Origin of the sequence: Polaromonas sp. UC242_47 (assembly GCF_044452385.1) — a bacterium.
Taxonomy (GTDB): domain Bacteria; phylum Pseudomonadota; class Gammaproteobacteria; order Burkholderiales; family Burkholderiaceae_C; genus Polaromonas.
The window spans coordinates 3,412,758-3,428,424 of sequence record NZ_JBIOAO010000001.1 but is presented as its reverse complement, the minus strand read 5'-3'; the positions used below and the strand labels follow the sequence as shown (position 1 = coordinate 3,428,424).

Annotated in this window: 11 protein-coding genes; 2 read left to right on the top strand and 9 right to left on the bottom strand. The window is 63.3% G+C overall.

The window, feature by feature from the left end; translation table 11 throughout:
* Positions 1 to 67 precede the first annotated feature (67 nt).
* From ACHMXK_RS16540 to ACHMXK_RS16525, 4 genes are all read right to left on the bottom strand, one after another.
* Positions 68 to 964 (bottom strand): NAD(P)-dependent oxidoreductase, encoded by an 897-nt coding sequence (locus ACHMXK_RS16540; protein ID WP_397441625.1) that lies wholly within the window; start codon positions 962 to 964, stop codon positions 68 to 70.
* 61 nt (positions 965 to 1,025) lie between these two features.
* Positions 1,026 to 2,384, bottom strand: coding sequence for an NAD(P)H-dependent oxidoreductase (locus tag ACHMXK_RS16535; protein ID WP_397441624.1), 1,359 nt, complete (start codon positions 2,382 to 2,384; stop codon positions 1,026 to 1,028).
* Between the two features lie 19 nt (positions 2,385 to 2,403).
* The gene (locus ACHMXK_RS16530; RefSeq protein ID WP_397441623.1) at positions 2,404 to 3,285 is read right to left on the bottom strand and encodes a phytanoyl-CoA dioxygenase family protein; all 882 of its coding nucleotides are present in this window, start codon (positions 3,283 to 3,285) and stop codon (positions 2,404 to 2,406) included.
* Entirely contained in the window at positions 3,282 to 3,968 is a 687-nt protein-coding gene (locus tag ACHMXK_RS16525) for a GntR family transcriptional regulator (RefSeq protein ID WP_397441622.1), read from the bottom strand. The genes ACHMXK_RS16530 and ACHMXK_RS16525 overlap by 4 nt, the downstream gene beginning before the upstream one ends.
* A gap of 147 nt (positions 3,969 to 4,115) precedes the next feature.
* On the opposite strand from ACHMXK_RS16525, the gene ACHMXK_RS16520 reads away from it, so the two are divergent.
* Entirely contained in the window at positions 4,116 to 4,982 is an 867-nt protein-coding gene (locus ACHMXK_RS16520) for an alpha/beta hydrolase (RefSeq protein WP_397441621.1), read from the top strand.
* A gap of 4 nt (positions 4,983 to 4,986) precedes the next feature.
* On the opposite strand, the gene ACHMXK_RS16515 is transcribed toward ACHMXK_RS16520, so the two are convergent.
* The 5 genes from ACHMXK_RS16515 to ACHMXK_RS16495 all read right to left on the bottom strand — a co-directional run bounded on the left by ACHMXK_RS16515 (position 4,987) and on the right by ACHMXK_RS16495 (position 13,131).
* Positions 4,987 to 5,964, bottom strand: a complete 978-nt coding sequence (locus tag ACHMXK_RS16515) for a GMP reductase (RefSeq protein ID WP_397441620.1) — start codon at positions 5,962 to 5,964, stop codon at positions 4,987 to 4,989.
* 339 nt (positions 5,965 to 6,303) lie between these two features.
* Positions 6,304 to 9,393 (bottom strand): efflux RND transporter permease subunit, encoded by a 3,090-nt coding sequence (locus tag ACHMXK_RS16510; RefSeq protein WP_397441619.1) that lies wholly within the window; start codon positions 9,391 to 9,393, stop codon positions 6,304 to 6,306.
* A 10-nt stretch (positions 9,394 to 9,403) separates the two neighbouring features.
* The gene (locus ACHMXK_RS16505) at positions 9,404 to 10,576 is read right to left on the bottom strand and encodes an efflux RND transporter periplasmic adaptor subunit (RefSeq protein WP_397441618.1); all 1,173 of its coding nucleotides are present in this window, start codon (positions 10,574 to 10,576) and stop codon (positions 9,404 to 9,406) included.
* A gap of 34 nt (positions 10,577 to 10,610) precedes the next feature.
* Positions 10,611 to 12,194 carry an efflux transporter outer membrane subunit gene (locus tag ACHMXK_RS16500; RefSeq protein WP_397441617.1) on the bottom strand — a complete coding sequence of 528 codons (1,584 nt, stop codon included), beginning with the start codon at positions 12,192 to 12,194 and terminating at the stop codon, positions 10,611 to 10,613.
* 214 nt (positions 12,195 to 12,408) lie between these two features.
* Positions 12,409 to 13,131, bottom strand: coding sequence for a hypothetical protein (locus tag ACHMXK_RS16495; RefSeq protein ID WP_397441616.1), 723 nt, complete (start codon positions 13,129 to 13,131; stop codon positions 12,409 to 12,411).
* A gap of 22 nt (positions 13,132 to 13,153) precedes the next feature.
* On the opposite strand from ACHMXK_RS16495, the gene ACHMXK_RS16490 reads away from it, so the two are divergent.
* The gene (locus tag ACHMXK_RS16490; RefSeq protein WP_397441615.1) at positions 13,154 to 15,589 is read left to right on the top strand and encodes a UvrD-helicase domain-containing protein; all 2,436 of its coding nucleotides are present in this window, start codon (positions 13,154 to 13,156) and stop codon (positions 15,587 to 15,589) included.
* Positions 15,590 to 15,667 lie beyond the last annotated feature (78 nt).

Below are 15,667 nucleotides of genomic sequence, written 5' to 3'. Positions count from 1 at the left end.
ATCGTGCTGAGGTAAAAAAGAAACCCGCGCAAGCGGGTTTTTTTATGGGCGCTGAAAGCTTGATCGATCAGCTCATGCCGTTGCGGCTGGCCAATTCGACAAACAGGCCGGAATGGTCGAGGTCGCTCAGGCCGTGCTTGATGCCGTCGGCGTAGAGCTGCTCAAACAAGGCCGTCACAGGCGCCTCAAATCCGATTTCTTCGGCCGTGGCCAGGGCATTGCGCATGTCCTTCAGCTGTATCGACAGGCGGGCACGCGGCGCAAAATCGCGTTCCACCATGCGCTGGCCGTGCAGCTGCAGGACGCGGCTGTCGGCAAACCCGCCGCCGATGGCTTCCCTGACCTTGGCCATGTCGGCGCCGCCCTTGCTGGCAAATAGCAAAGCCTCGGCGACCGCGCCTATGGTGATGCCGACAATCATCTGGTTGGCCAATTTGGTCAGTTGGCCCGCGCCGTGCGAGCCCACGTGGGTGGCGCGCCCGAAGATCTGAAAAATGGGCAGGGCGCGTTCAAAAGCGGGCGCCTTGCCGCCGGCCATGATGGCCAGCGTGCCCTGTTCGGCGCCCACCGTGCCGCCCGAAACCGGGGCATCCAGATGCGCAATGCCCAAGGCTCCCAGGCGCGCGGCGTGGTCGCGTGCCTCACGCGGCTTGATCGATGCCATGTCTATCCACAGCGCGCCCGGTTTCATCGCGGCGGCAACGCCTTGTACAAACAACACGTCTTCCACCACGGCGCCGTTTTCCAGCATGCCGATCACGATGTCTGCCTCGGCGACGGCCGCATTGGCTTGTGTATGGAGTACAGCCCCCAGCGCCGTCAGTGAAGCGGCTTTGGCCGCTGTGCGGTTCCAGACCTGCAAGGCATGACCGGCTTCACACAGTCGTTTGGCCATGGGCAGGCCCATGCTGCCTGTGCCCAGAAAGGCGATGCGGGGGGCGGGTGGCTTGGGGGTCAAACTCATTCAAATTCCAGGGAGAGGGTGGTATTGCCACCATCATGCGGCACGCCGCAAAAAAAAGCTGTCAGGCAGCTTGCTTCATGGCCGGTGCGAACAGGGTTTCCATTTCGTTGCGCACCTTGTAGGCCGGGGTGGTGATGTCCATCGCCACATCGGCCCAGCTCAGGCTTTGGCCTTTTTTGACCGCACGCACGACCTTGACGTTGTGCGCCAGGCCCAAAGGCAGGCCGCCCATTTTCAGCGAGGTGTGCGCCGGCAGCAGCTTGCCCCACACGGTGTAACCGCCTTCGCCGTCCAGCATGTCGCCGGGTTTCAGGTCACGTTTGGCGGTGGCCACCACGTCGGCGTTCCAGCAGGTGGCCACACCGGTCGGTTCGCCGCGCAAGGCGACGCTGGCCACCGACACGCCGACTTCGAGACCGATCAGGTGCCAGCGTTTGTAGAGTGTGAAATAACGCCCGCTGGGGTCGGTGTGGGCGTTGTATTCTTCAAAACAGTTCTTGATGTAGTCGGTTTCGGCTTCTACCGTGACCCAGACGCCCATACGGATGTCGTAGGGAATTTTTCGGCCATCGGCTTCCAGCGAAGAAATGACTTCGACCATGCCTTTGCGTTCCAGCACGCCGCCCTCAGACATGGGCCGGGTCACAAACGGAATGTCTTCCACACTGGCCGGCGGGTAAAGCAGACCGTTGCTGGGCACGGTCAGGCCGGTGGCATTGGCCACGGCGGTGGACTCTATGGAGGGTTTGGAGCCGTCGAGGAAACTGTTGAACATCTTGGGGTTGAGCCCGCCGCGCGCGGCCTGCTCGGGACTCAAGCCGTAATTGGCCCAGACCGTTTCGGGTGTGGATTCGCAAAAATGCGGCAACCATTTGTGGCCACGGCCTGCCGCCACCACGGGAAAACCGCAGGTGCGCGCCCAGTCCACCAGATCGCAGATCAGGGCCGGCTGGTCGCCGAAAGCCAGGGAGTAAACAACGCCGGCCTCGGCCGCCTTGCGTGCCAGCAGCGGGCCACAAAAGGCATCGGCCTCCACCGTGACGTTGACCACGTGTTTGCCGTGCGCAAAAGCCTGCAGGCAATGTTCGACCGCAGCCACAGGGTTGCCGGTGCATTCCACAATGATGTCGATTTGCGGGTGGGTGACCACCGCCTGCCAGTCCTCGGTGATCCAGGTTGCTCCTGTTTTAATAGCTGCTTGCGCAGATTTCGCCTGGGTCAAGGCCGGATTCCATCCCACACGTGCGAGGTTGGTGCGGGCCGCAGCGGGCGACAGGTCGGCTATCGCCACCAGGTGCACACCGGGCGTCTTGGGAATCTGCGCCAGGTACATGGAACCGAATTTGCCCGCGCCTATCAGGCCGATGCGAATGGGATTGCCGTCGGCGGCGCGTTGCTGGAGTTTGGTAAAGAGATTCATGAGAATGGTTTTGTGTAGGTCAGGCCGCTCTGCGCTCAGGCGCGATTTCTTCCATCGAGGTTTGCAAGGCCGTCGCCGGCACACCGTCTTTCCACGGCAGGTCCACCGGGTAGTTGTTCAGCAGGCAATCGTCCGGCAGGCAGGTGATGGGGGTGAAGTCGCGGTGGGCGATGTATTCGGGGCGTTTGTGGCAGCGGATGTGGTTGCTGACCGCGCACAGGCTCAGGTAGACACTGACGCGGTTGAAGGGCGAGAGGTTGCTGCCCGAGGCATGGACCAGGCAGGAGTGAAACAAAATCATGGAGCCGGCCGGACCCTTGGGGCTGACGATGCCGCCCAGTTTGCCGCCGGCGCGCTGCACCAGTTGACGGATCAGGTCGTTGTCCACGGTCCACAGCGGGTAGCTGGTGGTGGTGAGGTCGTGTTTCGCATCGACCACCCCTTTTTTGTGGCTGCCGGGAATAAACATCAGCGGGCCGTTGTGTTCGTTCACGTCGTCGAGAAAAATCGCCACGTTCATCGCGCGTTCGGTCGGCATCAGGTCGTCGTTGAGCCAGGTGCCGTAATCCTGGTGCCATTGCCAGACGTCGCCTTCAAACGCCATCTTGCCGTTGATTTTGAACTGGTGCATGTAGAGCTGCTCGCCCAGCAGGTCTTGCACCGGTTCTATCATGCGCGGATGGCGCGCCAGTTTGGCGAAAGGTGTGCTGTACATGTGGGCGGCGAAGTTGGTGCGCACCGCGTCCTTGCCTTTTTCGCGCACGTTGTAGTCCTCGCGCCGGTTGTACAGGGCAGGGACTTCATCGTTCAGGGTTTGGGTTTCTTCCGGCGTGAACAGGCCGGGAAAAAACAGATAACCATCGCGCTCAAATTGGGCGAGTTGTTCGGGGCTCAGGTTCATGCTTTGTCTCCAGTCTTTTTTTGATTCAAGGCACTGGACAGCAGGCTGGCCAGGTTGCGGTTGGCGTCTTCGCCGTGCTGGCGGATCAGGGTCTCGGCCCGGTCTTCATCCCCTGCGCTGATGGCCTGGGCAATGGCTTCGTGTTCGTCCCAGATGGATTCACGCATGGTGGACACTTGCAGCACCGCCCCCATGGCGCGGCGTATGTGTTGCCAGTGCAGTTGCGCGCTTTGTGCAATCAAGGGGTTGCCCGAGGCGGCGTAAATGGCCGCATGAAACTGCGCGTCGGCCGCCATCATGGCCTTGATCTTGTGGCTGCGTGTGGCGGCGCGGCCCTGGCTGATCAGCCGCGGGTCCATCTTGTAACGGTTGCGCGCAGCCAGCCGGGCGGCCAGCCCATCCAGCGCGCTGCGCACCTGGTAAATCTGCGCCAGCCGGTCCACGTCCAGCGGCGCCACCAGCACGCCGCGGCCGGGCGCGTCCAGCACAAAACCGTCTTTTTTCAACAGGCGCAACGCCTGCAGCACCGGCTGACGCGACACCGCCAGTTGTTCGGCAATGTCTTCCTGCATGATGCGTTCGCCTGGCGCCATGGCCCCTTCGCTGATGGCGTCCAGCAGGCTGCGGTAGACCTGATCGACCAGGTCAGGTGTGGACTCGATTTTGATGAGTTGGGGTGGCATGTGTGTACTCTGTATACAGAATACTCTGATGTGGTTTTCTTGTATTCCGGGTTTTCCCGATGCTGACGGGTGTGACGCCAGGTACGGGTCTGACTGTGCCAAGATGGCAGCCGTTTGACGATGGCATTCATATTTTCAGGAGCAAGCATGAGCCGACCCGATCCCGCCTGGCTGGACCGCATGTACAACAACCGCGCGTTGGTGCCCGACCATCCCGCATTTTTCAGCCGCTGGGCGGCCTTGTCCGCGCAGGTCCGGGCCACGCAGCCTTGTACCGTGGACATCCCCTATGGGCCTAGTGCTCTCCAGACCCTGGATGTTTTTCCGGCTACCAAGGCCGCCAAGGCAGGTGCCCCGGTGGTGGTGTTTATTCACGGCGGGTATTGGCGCGGACTGGACAAGTCCGAACATTCTTTTCTGGCGCCGGCTTTCAGCGCTTCAGGTGCTTGTGTGGTGGTGCCGAATTACGATTTGTGCCCGGCCGTGACGATTCCCGAGATCACCGCGCAAATGGTCAAGGCGCTGGCCTGGACTTATCGCAACATCGCACGTTTCGGCGGCGACCCCGGTCGCATCACAGTGGTCGGCCATTCCGCCGGCGGCCACCTGGCGGCCATGCTGCTGGCCTGTTTGTGGCCAGTCTATGCCCAAGATCTGCCGGCCGACCTGGTGAAAAACGCGCTGTCAATTTCCGGCCTGTATGAGCTCGACTCCGTCATGCACACGCCGTTTCTCAAAGATGCGCTGCGTCTGACGCCGGCGCAGGTGGCGCAGGCCAGCCCGGCCTGGTTGCCGGCGCCCCAACAAGGCCAGTTGTACAGCGTGGCTGGCGGCGAGGAAAGCCCGGAGTTTTTACGCCAGAACGCGCTGATCGCCCAGGTCTGGGGCCAACGCGTGGTGCCGGTGTGTGAGGACTTGCCGGGGCTGAACCACTTCAGCATCGTGGATGCCTTGGCCCAGCCCGGCCACCGGCTGAACCAGTTGGCGCTGCAACTGGTCGCCGGTACCGCCTAGTTTTTTACATCAGCAGGTGTTCGCCGGCGTTGTCGCCGCCCAGGATGACGTAGTTGACCTTGCGGATGTCCATCAGTTTTTTGCCGCCTGAATAACTGATGGCGCTTTGCACGTCTTCTTCCATCTCGCGCAAGGTGTCCTTGAGGCTGCCCTTGACCGGCTCCAGGATACGTTTGCCTTCGACGTGTTTGTATTCGCCCTTGTTGAAGTCCGAGGCGCTGCCGTAATACTCCTTGAAGAGTTTGCCGTCGACCTCCACGGTTTTGCCGGGGCTTTCTTCCAGGCCGGCCAGCATGGAGCCAATCATCACCATGGTGGCGCCAAAACGGATGGACTTGGCAATGTCACCGTGTTCGCGGATGCCGCCGTCGGCAATGATGGGTTTGGTCGCCACACGGGCGCACCACTTGAGCGCCGACAACTGCCAGCCGCCGGTGCCAAAACCGGTTTTCATCTTGGTGATACAAACCTTGCCCGGGCCGATGCCGACCTTGGTCGCGTCCGCGCCCCAGTTTTCCAGGTCGATGATGGCCTCGGGTGTGCCGACGTTGCCGGCAATCACAAACGAGGACGGCAGTTTTTCTTTCAGGCAGGCAATCATGCGCTGCACCGTGTCGGCATGGCCGTGGGCGATGTCGATGGTGATGTAGTCGGGCACCAGGCCCTCGGCGACCAGTTTGTCCACCGTGTCGTAGTCGGCTTGTTTGACGCCCAGCGAGATCGAGGAGTACACGCCCTGGGCCGCCATGCGTTTGACGAAGGCGACGTTGTCCAGGTCGAAGCGGTGCATCACGTAGAAATAACCGTTTTGCGCCATCCAGACGCAGATTTCTTCGTTGATCACGGTTTTCATGTTGGCCGGCACCACCGGGATGCGGAAGGTGCGGCCGCCCAGCGTGACGCCGGCGTCACACTCGGAGCGGCTTTCCACGCGGCATTTGCGTGGCAGCAGCAAGACATTGTCGTAGTCGAAGATTTCCATGATTCCCAAGCTCCTCAAAAAAACTGCTGATGAACAGAAGGCGCTTGGATTGAACCCGGTCTTGTTGGCCGGCTGAGGCCGGCCGTCACGGCGATGGTGACGCTGAAAACAAAAAACCGGGCGCAATTGCTTGGGCCCGGTGACTGATTCTAAGCGCTCTGGCAGGGCGCCGGAATGGTGCCGCGCATATAGCCGTTATATGCGCAGGTTAATGGCGCTGCGAGGACGAAACAGGCCATGGCCATCGCTCGAAATTCAAGGAAATGGTTTTGCTCTTCTTTTGATAGCTCCTTGCGCTTTGCCCATAAGCGCTTGAGACTGTTTTTGCCCTATATTGACTCAGGGCCGTTGCGCGCCGGCGATCGGGCCAGGGTCGGTCGCTGGCGGCACCGCCGGTTGGGCGGGCTCGGCCTGGTGTTCGCTGGCCAGCAGCATGTACATGGCCGGCACCACGAACAGGGTGAACAGGGTGCCGATCGACAGGCCGGTGAAGATCACCAGGCCCATGGCCTGGCGGCCGGCCGCGCCGGCGCCCGAGGCGATCACCAGCGGCACCACGCCGAACACCATGGCGGCGGTCGTCATCAGGATAGGCCGCAGGCGCAGCGACGTGGCTTCCTGGATCGCCTCGAGCTTGCCCAGGCCGCGTTTGCGCGCCTGGTTGGCGACTTCAACGATCAGAATGCCGTGTTTGCTGATCAGCCCCATCAGGGTCACGAGACCGACCTCGGTGTAGATGTTCATGGACGCGAAACCGAGGAAGATGAAGATCAGCGCGCCGAACAGCGCCAGCGGCACCGACACCAGGATCACCACCGGGTCGCGGAAGCTCTCGAACTGCGCCGCCAGCGCCAGGAACACGATGATCACCGCGAACATCATGGTCACCAGAAAGCCGCCCGACTCCTGGATGTACTGGCGCGACTGGCCCGCGTAGTCGACGGTGTAGCCACTGGGCGCGACCTCCTGCACGGCATTGCGCATGAAGGCCAGCACCTCGCCCTGCGAGGCACCCGACACGCCCGAAAGCGTGGCCGAGTTGAGCTGCTGGAAGCGCGTGATGGATTCGGGCACCACGTCGTACTTGATGCTGGCCACGGTGTTCGCCGGGATCATCACGCCGCTGGGCGTGCGGATGTGGAAATTGAGCACTTCCGACGGGTTGAGCCGGTCGACCTGCAGCACCTGCGGGATCACCTTGTAGGAGCGGCCGGCAATTGAGAAGTAATTGACGTAGCCGCCGCCCAGCGCCGCGCCCAGGGCGTTGCCCACGTCCTGCTGCGTCATACCGAGCGCGGCGATTTTGTCGCGGTCGACCACCACGGTGGCCTGCGGCTTGTCGATCTTGAGGTCGGCGTCAACGAAGTAAAACATGTTGGCCGCCCGCGCCTTGTCCAGCACCTGCTGCGCCACCGTGTTGAGGTTCTCGAACGGCTCGGTGGTGGTGATCACGAATTGCACCGGCAGGCCCGACGAACCCGGCAGCGACGGGAACTGGAAGGCCGCCACGCGCGCGCCGGCTATTCTGTTCCACTGGGCCTGCAGGTCCTGCTGGATCTGATGGGCGCTGCGGCTGCGCTCGCCCCAGTTTTTCAGCAACACGCCGCCTATGCCCTGATTCACCGTCGGCACGCCGGTGATCTGGAACATCTGCTTGTACTCGGGGAAAGCTTTGGCGACCTGGAAGGCCTGGTCGGCGTAGGTCTGCATCTGGTCGGAGGTGGCCGTGGGCGGGCCGACGACCTGTGCCAGAACCAGGCCCTGGTCTTCCTCGGGCGCCAGCTCGGACTTGGACATCTTGAACATCACGCCCAGCAGACAGATCAGGATGAAGGCCATCACGATCAGCACCGGGTAGGTGATGAGCAGCTTGTGCAACACGTGCTGGTAGCTGTGGCGCACCTTCTCGAAGACATGGTCGATGGCCTGCGCGAAGCGGCCGGTGTCCTGCGAGGGCTTGAAAAAGCGCGAGCACATCATGGGCGACAAGGTCAGCGCGACCACACCCGACACCGCGACCGCGCTGGCCAGGGTGAAGGCGAACTCGGTGAACAGCGCGCCGGTCAGACCGCCCTGGAAGCCGATCGGCACGTAGACCGCGATCAGCACCACTGTCATCGCCAGGATAGGGCTGCCGAGCTCGCGCGCCGCCAGCAACGCCGCCTCCATGGGCGCTCGGCCTTCCTCCTTCATGTGGCGGTCGACGTTTTCGACCACGATGATGGCGTCGTCGACCACCAATCCGATGGCCAGCACCAGCGCGAGCAGGGTCAGCAGGTTGATCGAGTAGCCCAGCATCAGCATCATGAAGAAGGTGCCGATCAGCGACAAGGGCATGGCGATCACCGGCACCACCACGGCGCGCAAGCTGCCGAGGAACAGGTAGATCACCACCGTCACAATCACCAGCGCCTCGAGCAGCGTCTTCACCACTTCGGAGATCGAGGTGTTGATGAAATCGGTCGAGTCGTAGACGATCTCGCCGACCAGGCCGGTGGGCAACTGGCTGCGGATGTCCGGGAAGGCCTCACGCACGCGCTTGGCCACGTCGAGGATGTTGGCCTCGGGTGCGACCTTGATGCCGATGAAAACCGAACGCACGCCGCTGAAGGCCACGTTGAACTCGTAGTTCTCGGAGCCCAGCGTGACGGTTGCGACGTCTTCGAGCCGCACAATCGCATCGCCTTTTTGTTTGACCGCGAGCTTCTTGAATTCCTCCACCGAATGCAGGTCGGTGCCGGCGGTGAGCGGCACCGTGACCATCTGGCCCTTGGTCGCGCCCAGCGCGGCCAGGTAGTTGTTGGCGGCCAGCGCCTGGCTCACGTCGGCGGCGGTGACGCCGTGCGCCGCGAGCTTGCCGACATCGAGCCAGGCGCGCAGCGCAAACAGGCGCGCGCCCAGCAGCTCGGCGGTCTGTACGCCCTGGATGGCATCGAGCTTGGGCTTGACCGCGCGCGCCAGGAAGTCGGTGACGTTGTTGGTCGGCAGCGTGTCGCTGTAAAAGCCCATGTACATCGCATCGGTGGTCTGGCCGGTGGCCACCGTCAGCACCGGCGTCTGGGCCTGCGCCGGCAACTGGTTTTTGACCGAGTTGACCTGCGTGTTGATCTCGGTCAGCGCGCGGTTGCCGTCGTAGTTCAGGCGCAGCGTGGCGGTGATGACCGAGACGCCGCTGGCGCTTGACGACGACAGGTAGTCGATGCCCTGGGCCTGCGCGATCGCCGATTCAAGCGGTTGCGTGATGAAGCCGGCCACGGTTTGCGCGTCGGCGCCGTAGTAGGTGGTCGAGATCGTGACCACCGCGTTCTGCGTTTTCGGGAACTGGTTGACCGGCAGGCCAAAGAGCGAGCGCAGCCCCAGCACCACCAGCAGCAGGCTCACCACCATGGCCAGCACCGGACGGCGGATGAAGATGTCGGTGAATTTCATGGCCGGGCCTTCACTTTTCCTGCGGCGTCGGGTTAGCGCTGTTGGCCGGCTGTACCCGGTTGTCGACCACCACCGGCGTGCCGTTTTTCAGCTTGAGCTGGCCGCTGGTGACAACCTCCTGGCCTTCGACGACGCCTTTGAGGATCGCGACCTGGTCGCCGCGCGTTTCGCCGGTGGTCACGAACACCTGTTGCGCGACGAGCGAGCCCGCCGGCGCGGCCGGGGCCGCGGGCTTGGCGTTTTTCTCATCCTTGCCGCCCGGCGCGGGCTGGGCCTCGGCGGGTTTCAGGATGAACACGGTGGCGCCGTAGGGGTTGTAGGTGATCGCGGTCTGCGGCAAGGTCAGGTAGCGCTGCTTCTGGCCGACGTCGACATTGGCGCGCGCGAACATGCCGGGCAGCAGCCGGCGCTGCGGGTTGGCGATCGTGGCCTGGAGCGACACGTTGCGCGTGCTCGGGTCGACCTTGGGGCTGATGGCGTTGATCTTGCCCGGGAACAGCTCACCGGCAAAAGCATCGGTGGCCACGTTCACGACCTGACCCACCGACAGGCTGGCAATCTGTTTTTGCGGCGCCGAGAAGTTGGCGTAGATCGGGTCTATGGTCTGCAGCGTGACGATGGTGTCGCCCGGATTCAGGTACTGGCCCGGGTTCACCGTCGTGATGCCGAGCCGCCCGGCGAAGGGTGCGCGTATGGTCTTCTTCGCCACCAGCGCCTGTTGCTGGGCCACCAGCGCGCGGCGGCTCTTGAGGTCGGCCAGGTCGTTGTCGACCAGCGCCTGGCTCACCGCCTGGCCGGCCAGCTGCGCCTGGTCACGCTTGAGTGTGACGGCCGACAGCTCGGCCGCGGCCTGCAGCGAGTTGAGCTGGGCCACGTCGGAGTCGGCATTGAGCTGCACCAGCAATTCGCCGGCCTTGACGTCCTGGCCCGATTTGAAATTGACGCTGCGCACCAAGCCCGCGATTTCGGTCGTCACATCGACGCCGCGCACCGCGACCAGCGTGCCGACGGAGGGGATCTGGGGCTGCCATTCGAGCACCTGGGCCTTGATGGTCGAGACGGTCTGTGGCCCTGGCTTGGGCGAGTTGGCGATGATGCTGCGGATGTGCAGGAAAAAGCCAAGCGCCAGCACGGCCACCAGCACCAGTACGCCTCCGATCATGATGAGCATTCGCTTGGTCATGAGATCCCCTGTTCCTGTTGGGTGGCTTGTTCCATCAGCGTACCGGCGCGAGGGCTGGACGTTCCATGACGGCTGTCGTGCTTGGCCGCGAGGCATCGGCCAGGGCTGGTGCGTTCCACCAGCCGCCCAAGGCCTGGAACAGCGCGGCCGTGTCGGCGTAGCGAGCCGCCTGGGCCTGTACCAGGCTGATCCGGGTTTGCTGGTAGGTGCGTTGTGCATCGAGCAGTTGCAAATAGCTGACCGCGCCCAGCTTGTATTGGTCATTCGTCAGGGTCAGCGCCTCGCGCGCCAGCGCCTCGGCCTGCGCCTGGGCGCTCAGCGCTTCTGCGTCGGACTCGATCGCCCGCAGCGCATCGGCCACGTTCTGGAAGGCGCCCAGCACCGTCGCCTGGTATTGCGCCTGGGCCTGGTCGTAGGCCGCCACGGCCGCCCGCTTCTTGGCGCTCAGCGCGCCGCCATTGAAAATCGGCAGGGTCAGTCCCGCGGCCAGGCTCCAGAGTACGGAGGCAGGCGTGAAGAGCTGGCTGGCCTCGAAGGCGCTGGTACCGTAGCTGGCACTCAGGTTGAGTTGCGGGTACTGCGCCGCGGTGGCCACGCCAACCTGCGCGCTGGCCTGGTGCAGCAGCGCTTCGCTGGCGCGAATGTCGGGGCGCTGGCGCACCAGCGATGACGGCAACGTGACCGGCAATTCCTGAGGCAGTTGCAGCGAATCAAGCTGGAACTCGGGCAAGCCCAACTCGCTCGGCAGCTTGCCGGCGTAGACCGAGAGCTGATGCCGCGTCTGCGCCAGCGCTTTTTCGAGCGGCGGGATGGTCGCACGCGTTTGTGTCACCTGCGTGCGCTGCGTCAACACCGCCGAACGCGCCACCGCCCCGGCGTTGAACTGCACATCCACCACCGAGAGTTGTTTTTCCTGCAGCGCCAGCACCTCGCGCGTGGCCTGCAGTTGCGCACGCAGCGAGGCCTCGCGGATCGCCGTGGTGACCAGGTTGGACGTCAGCGCCAGATGGGCCGCCTCGACCTGGAAGCGCTGGTAGTCGACGGCGGCCGCCAGGCCCTCCAGCGCGCGGCGATTGCCGCCGAACAGGTCCAGCGTGTAGCTCACATTGACGGAGGCGTTGTACAGGTTGAAGTCGGCCACGCCGGCGCTTGTGTAGGTGTTCGCACGCTCTCGCTGCGCGCCGAGTTGCAGTCCGACGTTCGGGTACTGCAGCGCGCCGGTCTGCGCCCTGAGCGTTTCCTGGGCCTGACGCAGCGCCGCCTGCGCCGCCGCAAGGTTAGGGCTTTGCACAAGCGCGGCACGGATCAACTGGTCCAGCGCGTCGGAGTGAAACAGCGACCACCACTGCGCCGGGATGTCCTGCCCGGCCAGCAGGCGCTGCGACGCGCCTCCGGGGCCTGGCGCCGACACGGTTTCTGGCGCCACCGGTGTGGGTGTGTAGGTGTTGCCGCTGGCCGCAGCGGGTGGTTGGGGTGATTGGAAGTCGGGTCCGACCGCGCAGCCGCCCAACAGCAAGGCGGTGGCGAGGCCCAGCCGCAGGCTGGCGGGCCTGGGCGCCGCTGCGGGAATGGCATGAATGCCGGCTTTGGACATGGCGATCCTCTGCGAGAGTGACATGGCGAATCCACCCTGGCCTATCCCATCCCAGCCCAGCCCTACACGCAATACGTCTCCACAACGCATTTGCGATGCAGCGGGGTACAACAGGCCAAAGGCGCATGATAAGACCAAGCCGCAAAAAACGCGAAAACGGGATTGTTCTTTACAGTGGCGCGGCGTCCACAAGACCGCTGGTCCGGCGCACACGCGCCTCTGGGCACGCCTGCGCGGCTTATTTGAACGGGGTTTTGCAGCGCGATTGTGCTGCCGCCACAACCTGGCCGGTTTCGTCCTCGACCCAGCCGATCACGCGCAGGCGCTTCGGGTTGGCCGCCGGGGGGGTGTTCATGGGACGTGTCTCGAAAAACCTGTCTTGCTCTGTTTTTGATAGCTTCTTGCGCCCGTCCCAATTGGACTGGAGCAGGTTTCTGACCAGATTCCGCTCCGTTGGCGAACCTTCGGTGCCGGCCGGCAAGGTTTCCACCAGTGCCAGCCAGGAGGTCCACGTCTGCTGTCTGGCGGCCGCCGGAATTGGTTTGAGTTCTATGGAGGCGCCTATGTAATCGGCAACGGCCAGGCCGTGCGCCACGCGCAGGCTGGCGCCCTTGAGCGCCTTCACAGGATGGCTGCGGCTGCTGGCTGTGGCGGGAACAGGCCCGCCCAGGGCCTGCAGCCGGACCAGTGCATCTCGCGTGGCCACGGCCGACAGCGGCGCGTCTTCGCCCAGGCCGCCTGGGGTGACCCAGTCCAGCGCCACCGTGCCGCGCCGCAGGCGGGGTGTGGCCGGGTCGGTCCAGCAATCGGCGCAGTCGGCGTTGATAAAACGCTCGACCAGGGCCGTGGGCACGGGCTGGCCGTCACTGGCGCAGGACGACTGCGCCTGGGCGAGCTGCACCAGGCACAACAGCGCAACAGGCGCCCAAAAGGTTACCCGGAATGGAAACAAACGATACATCTGGGGCTTTCTACAATGAGGGATGTTCTCAGACGCCGCATCAAGCTCCCCTCTTTTACAAAATCTTAATCCGGAGCAACTGGCTGCGGTCACTTTACCCGCGACCCACGCGCTGATTCTGGCCGGTGCCGGTTCCGGCAAGACCCGGGTGCTGACCACGCGTATCGCCTGGCTGCTGCAAACCGGGCAGGTCTCGCCTGGCGGCATCCTGGCCGTGACCTTCACCAACAAGGCCGCCAAGGAGATGCTGGCGCGGCTCTCGGCCATGTTGCCGGTGAATGTGCGCGGCATGTGGATAGGCACCTTCCACGGCCTGTGCAACCGTTTTTTGCGCGCGCATTACAAGCTGGCGAATCTGCCCTCGACCTTCCAGATTCTGGACACGCAGGATCAGCTGTCGGCCATCAAACGCCTGTGCAAGCAGTTCAACATCGACGACGAGCGTTTTCCACCCAAGCAGTTGCAGTGGTTTATTGCCGCCTGCAAGGAAGACGGTCAGCGCGCCAAGGACCTGACGGTGCGCGACGAGGAAAGCCGCAAGAAGGCCGAGATTTACGCGCTCTATGAAGAGCAGTGCCAGCGTGAAGGTGTGGTCGATTTCGGCGAGCTGATGCTGCGCAGCTACGAACTGCTGCGTGACAACGCCCCGGTGCGCGAGCATTACCAGCGGCGTTTTCGCCACATCCTGATCGACGAGTTCCAGGACACCAACAAGCTGCAATACGCCTGGATCAAGATGCTGGCCGGGCAGGGCGATGAGGCCGGTGCCGGCGCCCTACCCGGTGGTTCGGTCGTGGCCGTGGGTGACGACGACCAGAGCATTTACGCCTTTCGCGGTGCCCGTGTCGGCAACATGACCGACTTTGTGCGCGAATTCAATGTGACGCACCAGATCAAGCTGGAGCGCAACTACCGCAGCTTCGGCAACATCCTGGATTCGGCCAACGAACTCATCAGCCACAACAGCAAACGCCTGGGCAAAAACCTGAGCACCGAAGCCGGCCCGGGCGAACCGGTGCGGGTGTATGAATCAACCAGCGATTTTGCCGAAGCCCAGTGGTTTGTCGACGAGGTCAAACAACTGGTGCGCGAAGGCACCGAACGCAAAGAAATTGCGCTGCTGTACCGCAGCAATGCGCAAAGCCGGGTCATGGAAACCGCGCTGTTCAACGCCGGTGTGCCTTACCGCGTGTATGGCGGCCTGCGTTTTTTCGAGCGCGCCGAAATCAAACATGCGCTGGCCTATCTGCGTCTGCTGGAGAACCCGAACGACGACACCAGTTTCATGCGTGTCGTCAATTTTCCGCCGCGCGGCATTGGCGCACGCACGGTCGAGCAGTTGCAGGACGTGGCGCGCGCCGCGGGTTGCTCCCTGCATGACGGCGTGAGCGCGGTGCCGGGCAAGGCCGGTGCGAATCTGGGCGCTTTTGTGGCCAAGCTCGATGTGTTGCGCGAGCAGACGGCGGGTTTGACCTTGCGTGAAATCATCGAACTGGTGTTGCAGCACAGCGGCCTTGAAGAACATTACAAGCTGGAAAAAGAAGGCGAGGATCGACTGGAGAATCTGGCCGAACTGGTCAACGCCGCCGAGTCTTTTGTGAGCCAGGAAGGGTTTGGCCGCGACGCCGTGGCCTTGCCGGTGGATGAACTCGGTGCCGCTCTGCGCCAGTCGCCGGCCAGCCAGGGCCTGGACCCGTCGGCATTCTTGCTGGATGAACCTTTGCCAGAGGCCTTGGCGCCCGACAGCGAAACCGGCGAGACCTTGTCGCCGCTGGCCGCCTTTTTGACCCACGCCGCGCTGGAGGCCGGCGACAACCAGGCGAAGGCTGGCCAGGATGCCGTGCAACTGATGACGGTGCATTCGTCCAAGGGCCTGGAGTTTGACTGCGTGTTTATCACCGGGCTGGAAGACGGCATTTTTCCGCACGAAAACTCGCTGAGCGACGCCGGCGGCATCGAGGAAGAACGCCGCCTGATGTATGTGGCCATCACGCGCGCGCGCAAGCGCCTGTACCTGAGCCACTCGCAGACCCGCATGTTGCACGGCCAGACGCGTTACAACCTGAAGAGCCGCTTTTTCGACGAACTGCCGGAAAGCGCGCTCAAGTGGATCACGCCGAAAAACCAGGGTTTGGCGCAGGCCTATGGCGGTCATTCGGGTGGCTGGCAAGGTGCTAGCAATTCAGGAGCTGGTGGCGCCCGTGGCGATTGGGCGGCAGCTGCTTTTTCCTCAAGAAATGCGGGCGGCGAGCGATTTGCCAATCCGCCGGTGCCGCCGCAGCGCAACACACCTTCACATGGCCTGAAAAGCGGTATGGCGGTGTTCCACGCCAAGTTTGGCGAAGGCAAGGTCTTGATGCTGGAAGGCAGCGGTGATGACGCCCGGGCCCAGATCAACTTCCCGCGCCATGGCGTGAAATGGCTGGCGCTGAGTGTGGCCAAACTGACCATCGTCTAGCGCCGTCAGCGTCTGGTTAAGATAGGCCCAACGCAAGGCATCAGCCTGCGGCTCATGGACCTGCAGCCAGCGAGACAA

Bases quoted from the DNA above. Each gene is read 5' to 3' on its own strand.
- ACHMXK_RS16540 (WP_397441625.1), bottom strand. From the start codon at position 964: ATGAGTTTGACCCCCAAGCCACCCGCCCCCCGCATCGCCTTTCTGGGC.
- ACHMXK_RS16535 (WP_397441624.1), bottom strand. From the start codon at position 2,384: ATGAATCTCTTTACCAAACTCCAGCAACGCGCCGCCGACGGCAATCCC.
- ACHMXK_RS16530 (WP_397441623.1), bottom strand. From the start codon at position 3,285: ATGAACCTGAGCCCCGAACAACTCGCCCAATTTGAGCGCGATGGTTAT.
- ACHMXK_RS16525 (WP_397441622.1), bottom strand. From the start codon at position 3,968: ATGCCACCCCAACTCATCAAAATCGAGTCCACACCTGACCTGGTCGAT.
- ACHMXK_RS16520 (WP_397441621.1), top strand. From the start codon at position 4,116: ATGAGCCGACCCGATCCCGCCTGGCTGGACCGCATGTACAACAACCGC.
- ACHMXK_RS16515 (WP_397441620.1), bottom strand. From the start codon at position 5,964: ATGGAAATCTTCGACTACGACAATGTCTTGCTGCTGCCACGCAAATGC.
- ACHMXK_RS16510 (WP_397441619.1), bottom strand. From the start codon at position 9,393: ATGAAATTCACCGACATCTTCATCCGCCGTCCGGTGCTGGCCATGGTG.
- ACHMXK_RS16505 (WP_397441618.1), bottom strand. From the start codon at position 10,576: ATGACCAAGCGAATGCTCATCATGATCGGAGGCGTACTGGTGCTGGTG.
- ACHMXK_RS16500 (WP_397441617.1), bottom strand. From the start codon at position 12,194: ATGTCACTCTCGCAGAGGATCGCCATGTCCAAAGCCGGCATTCATGCC.
- ACHMXK_RS16495 (WP_397441616.1), bottom strand. From the start codon at position 13,131: ATGTATCGTTTGTTTCCATTCCGGGTAACCTTTTGGGCGCCTGTTGCG.
- ACHMXK_RS16490 (WP_397441615.1), top strand. From the start codon at position 13,154: ATGTTCTCAGACGCCGCATCAAGCTCCCCTCTTTTACAAAATCTTAAT.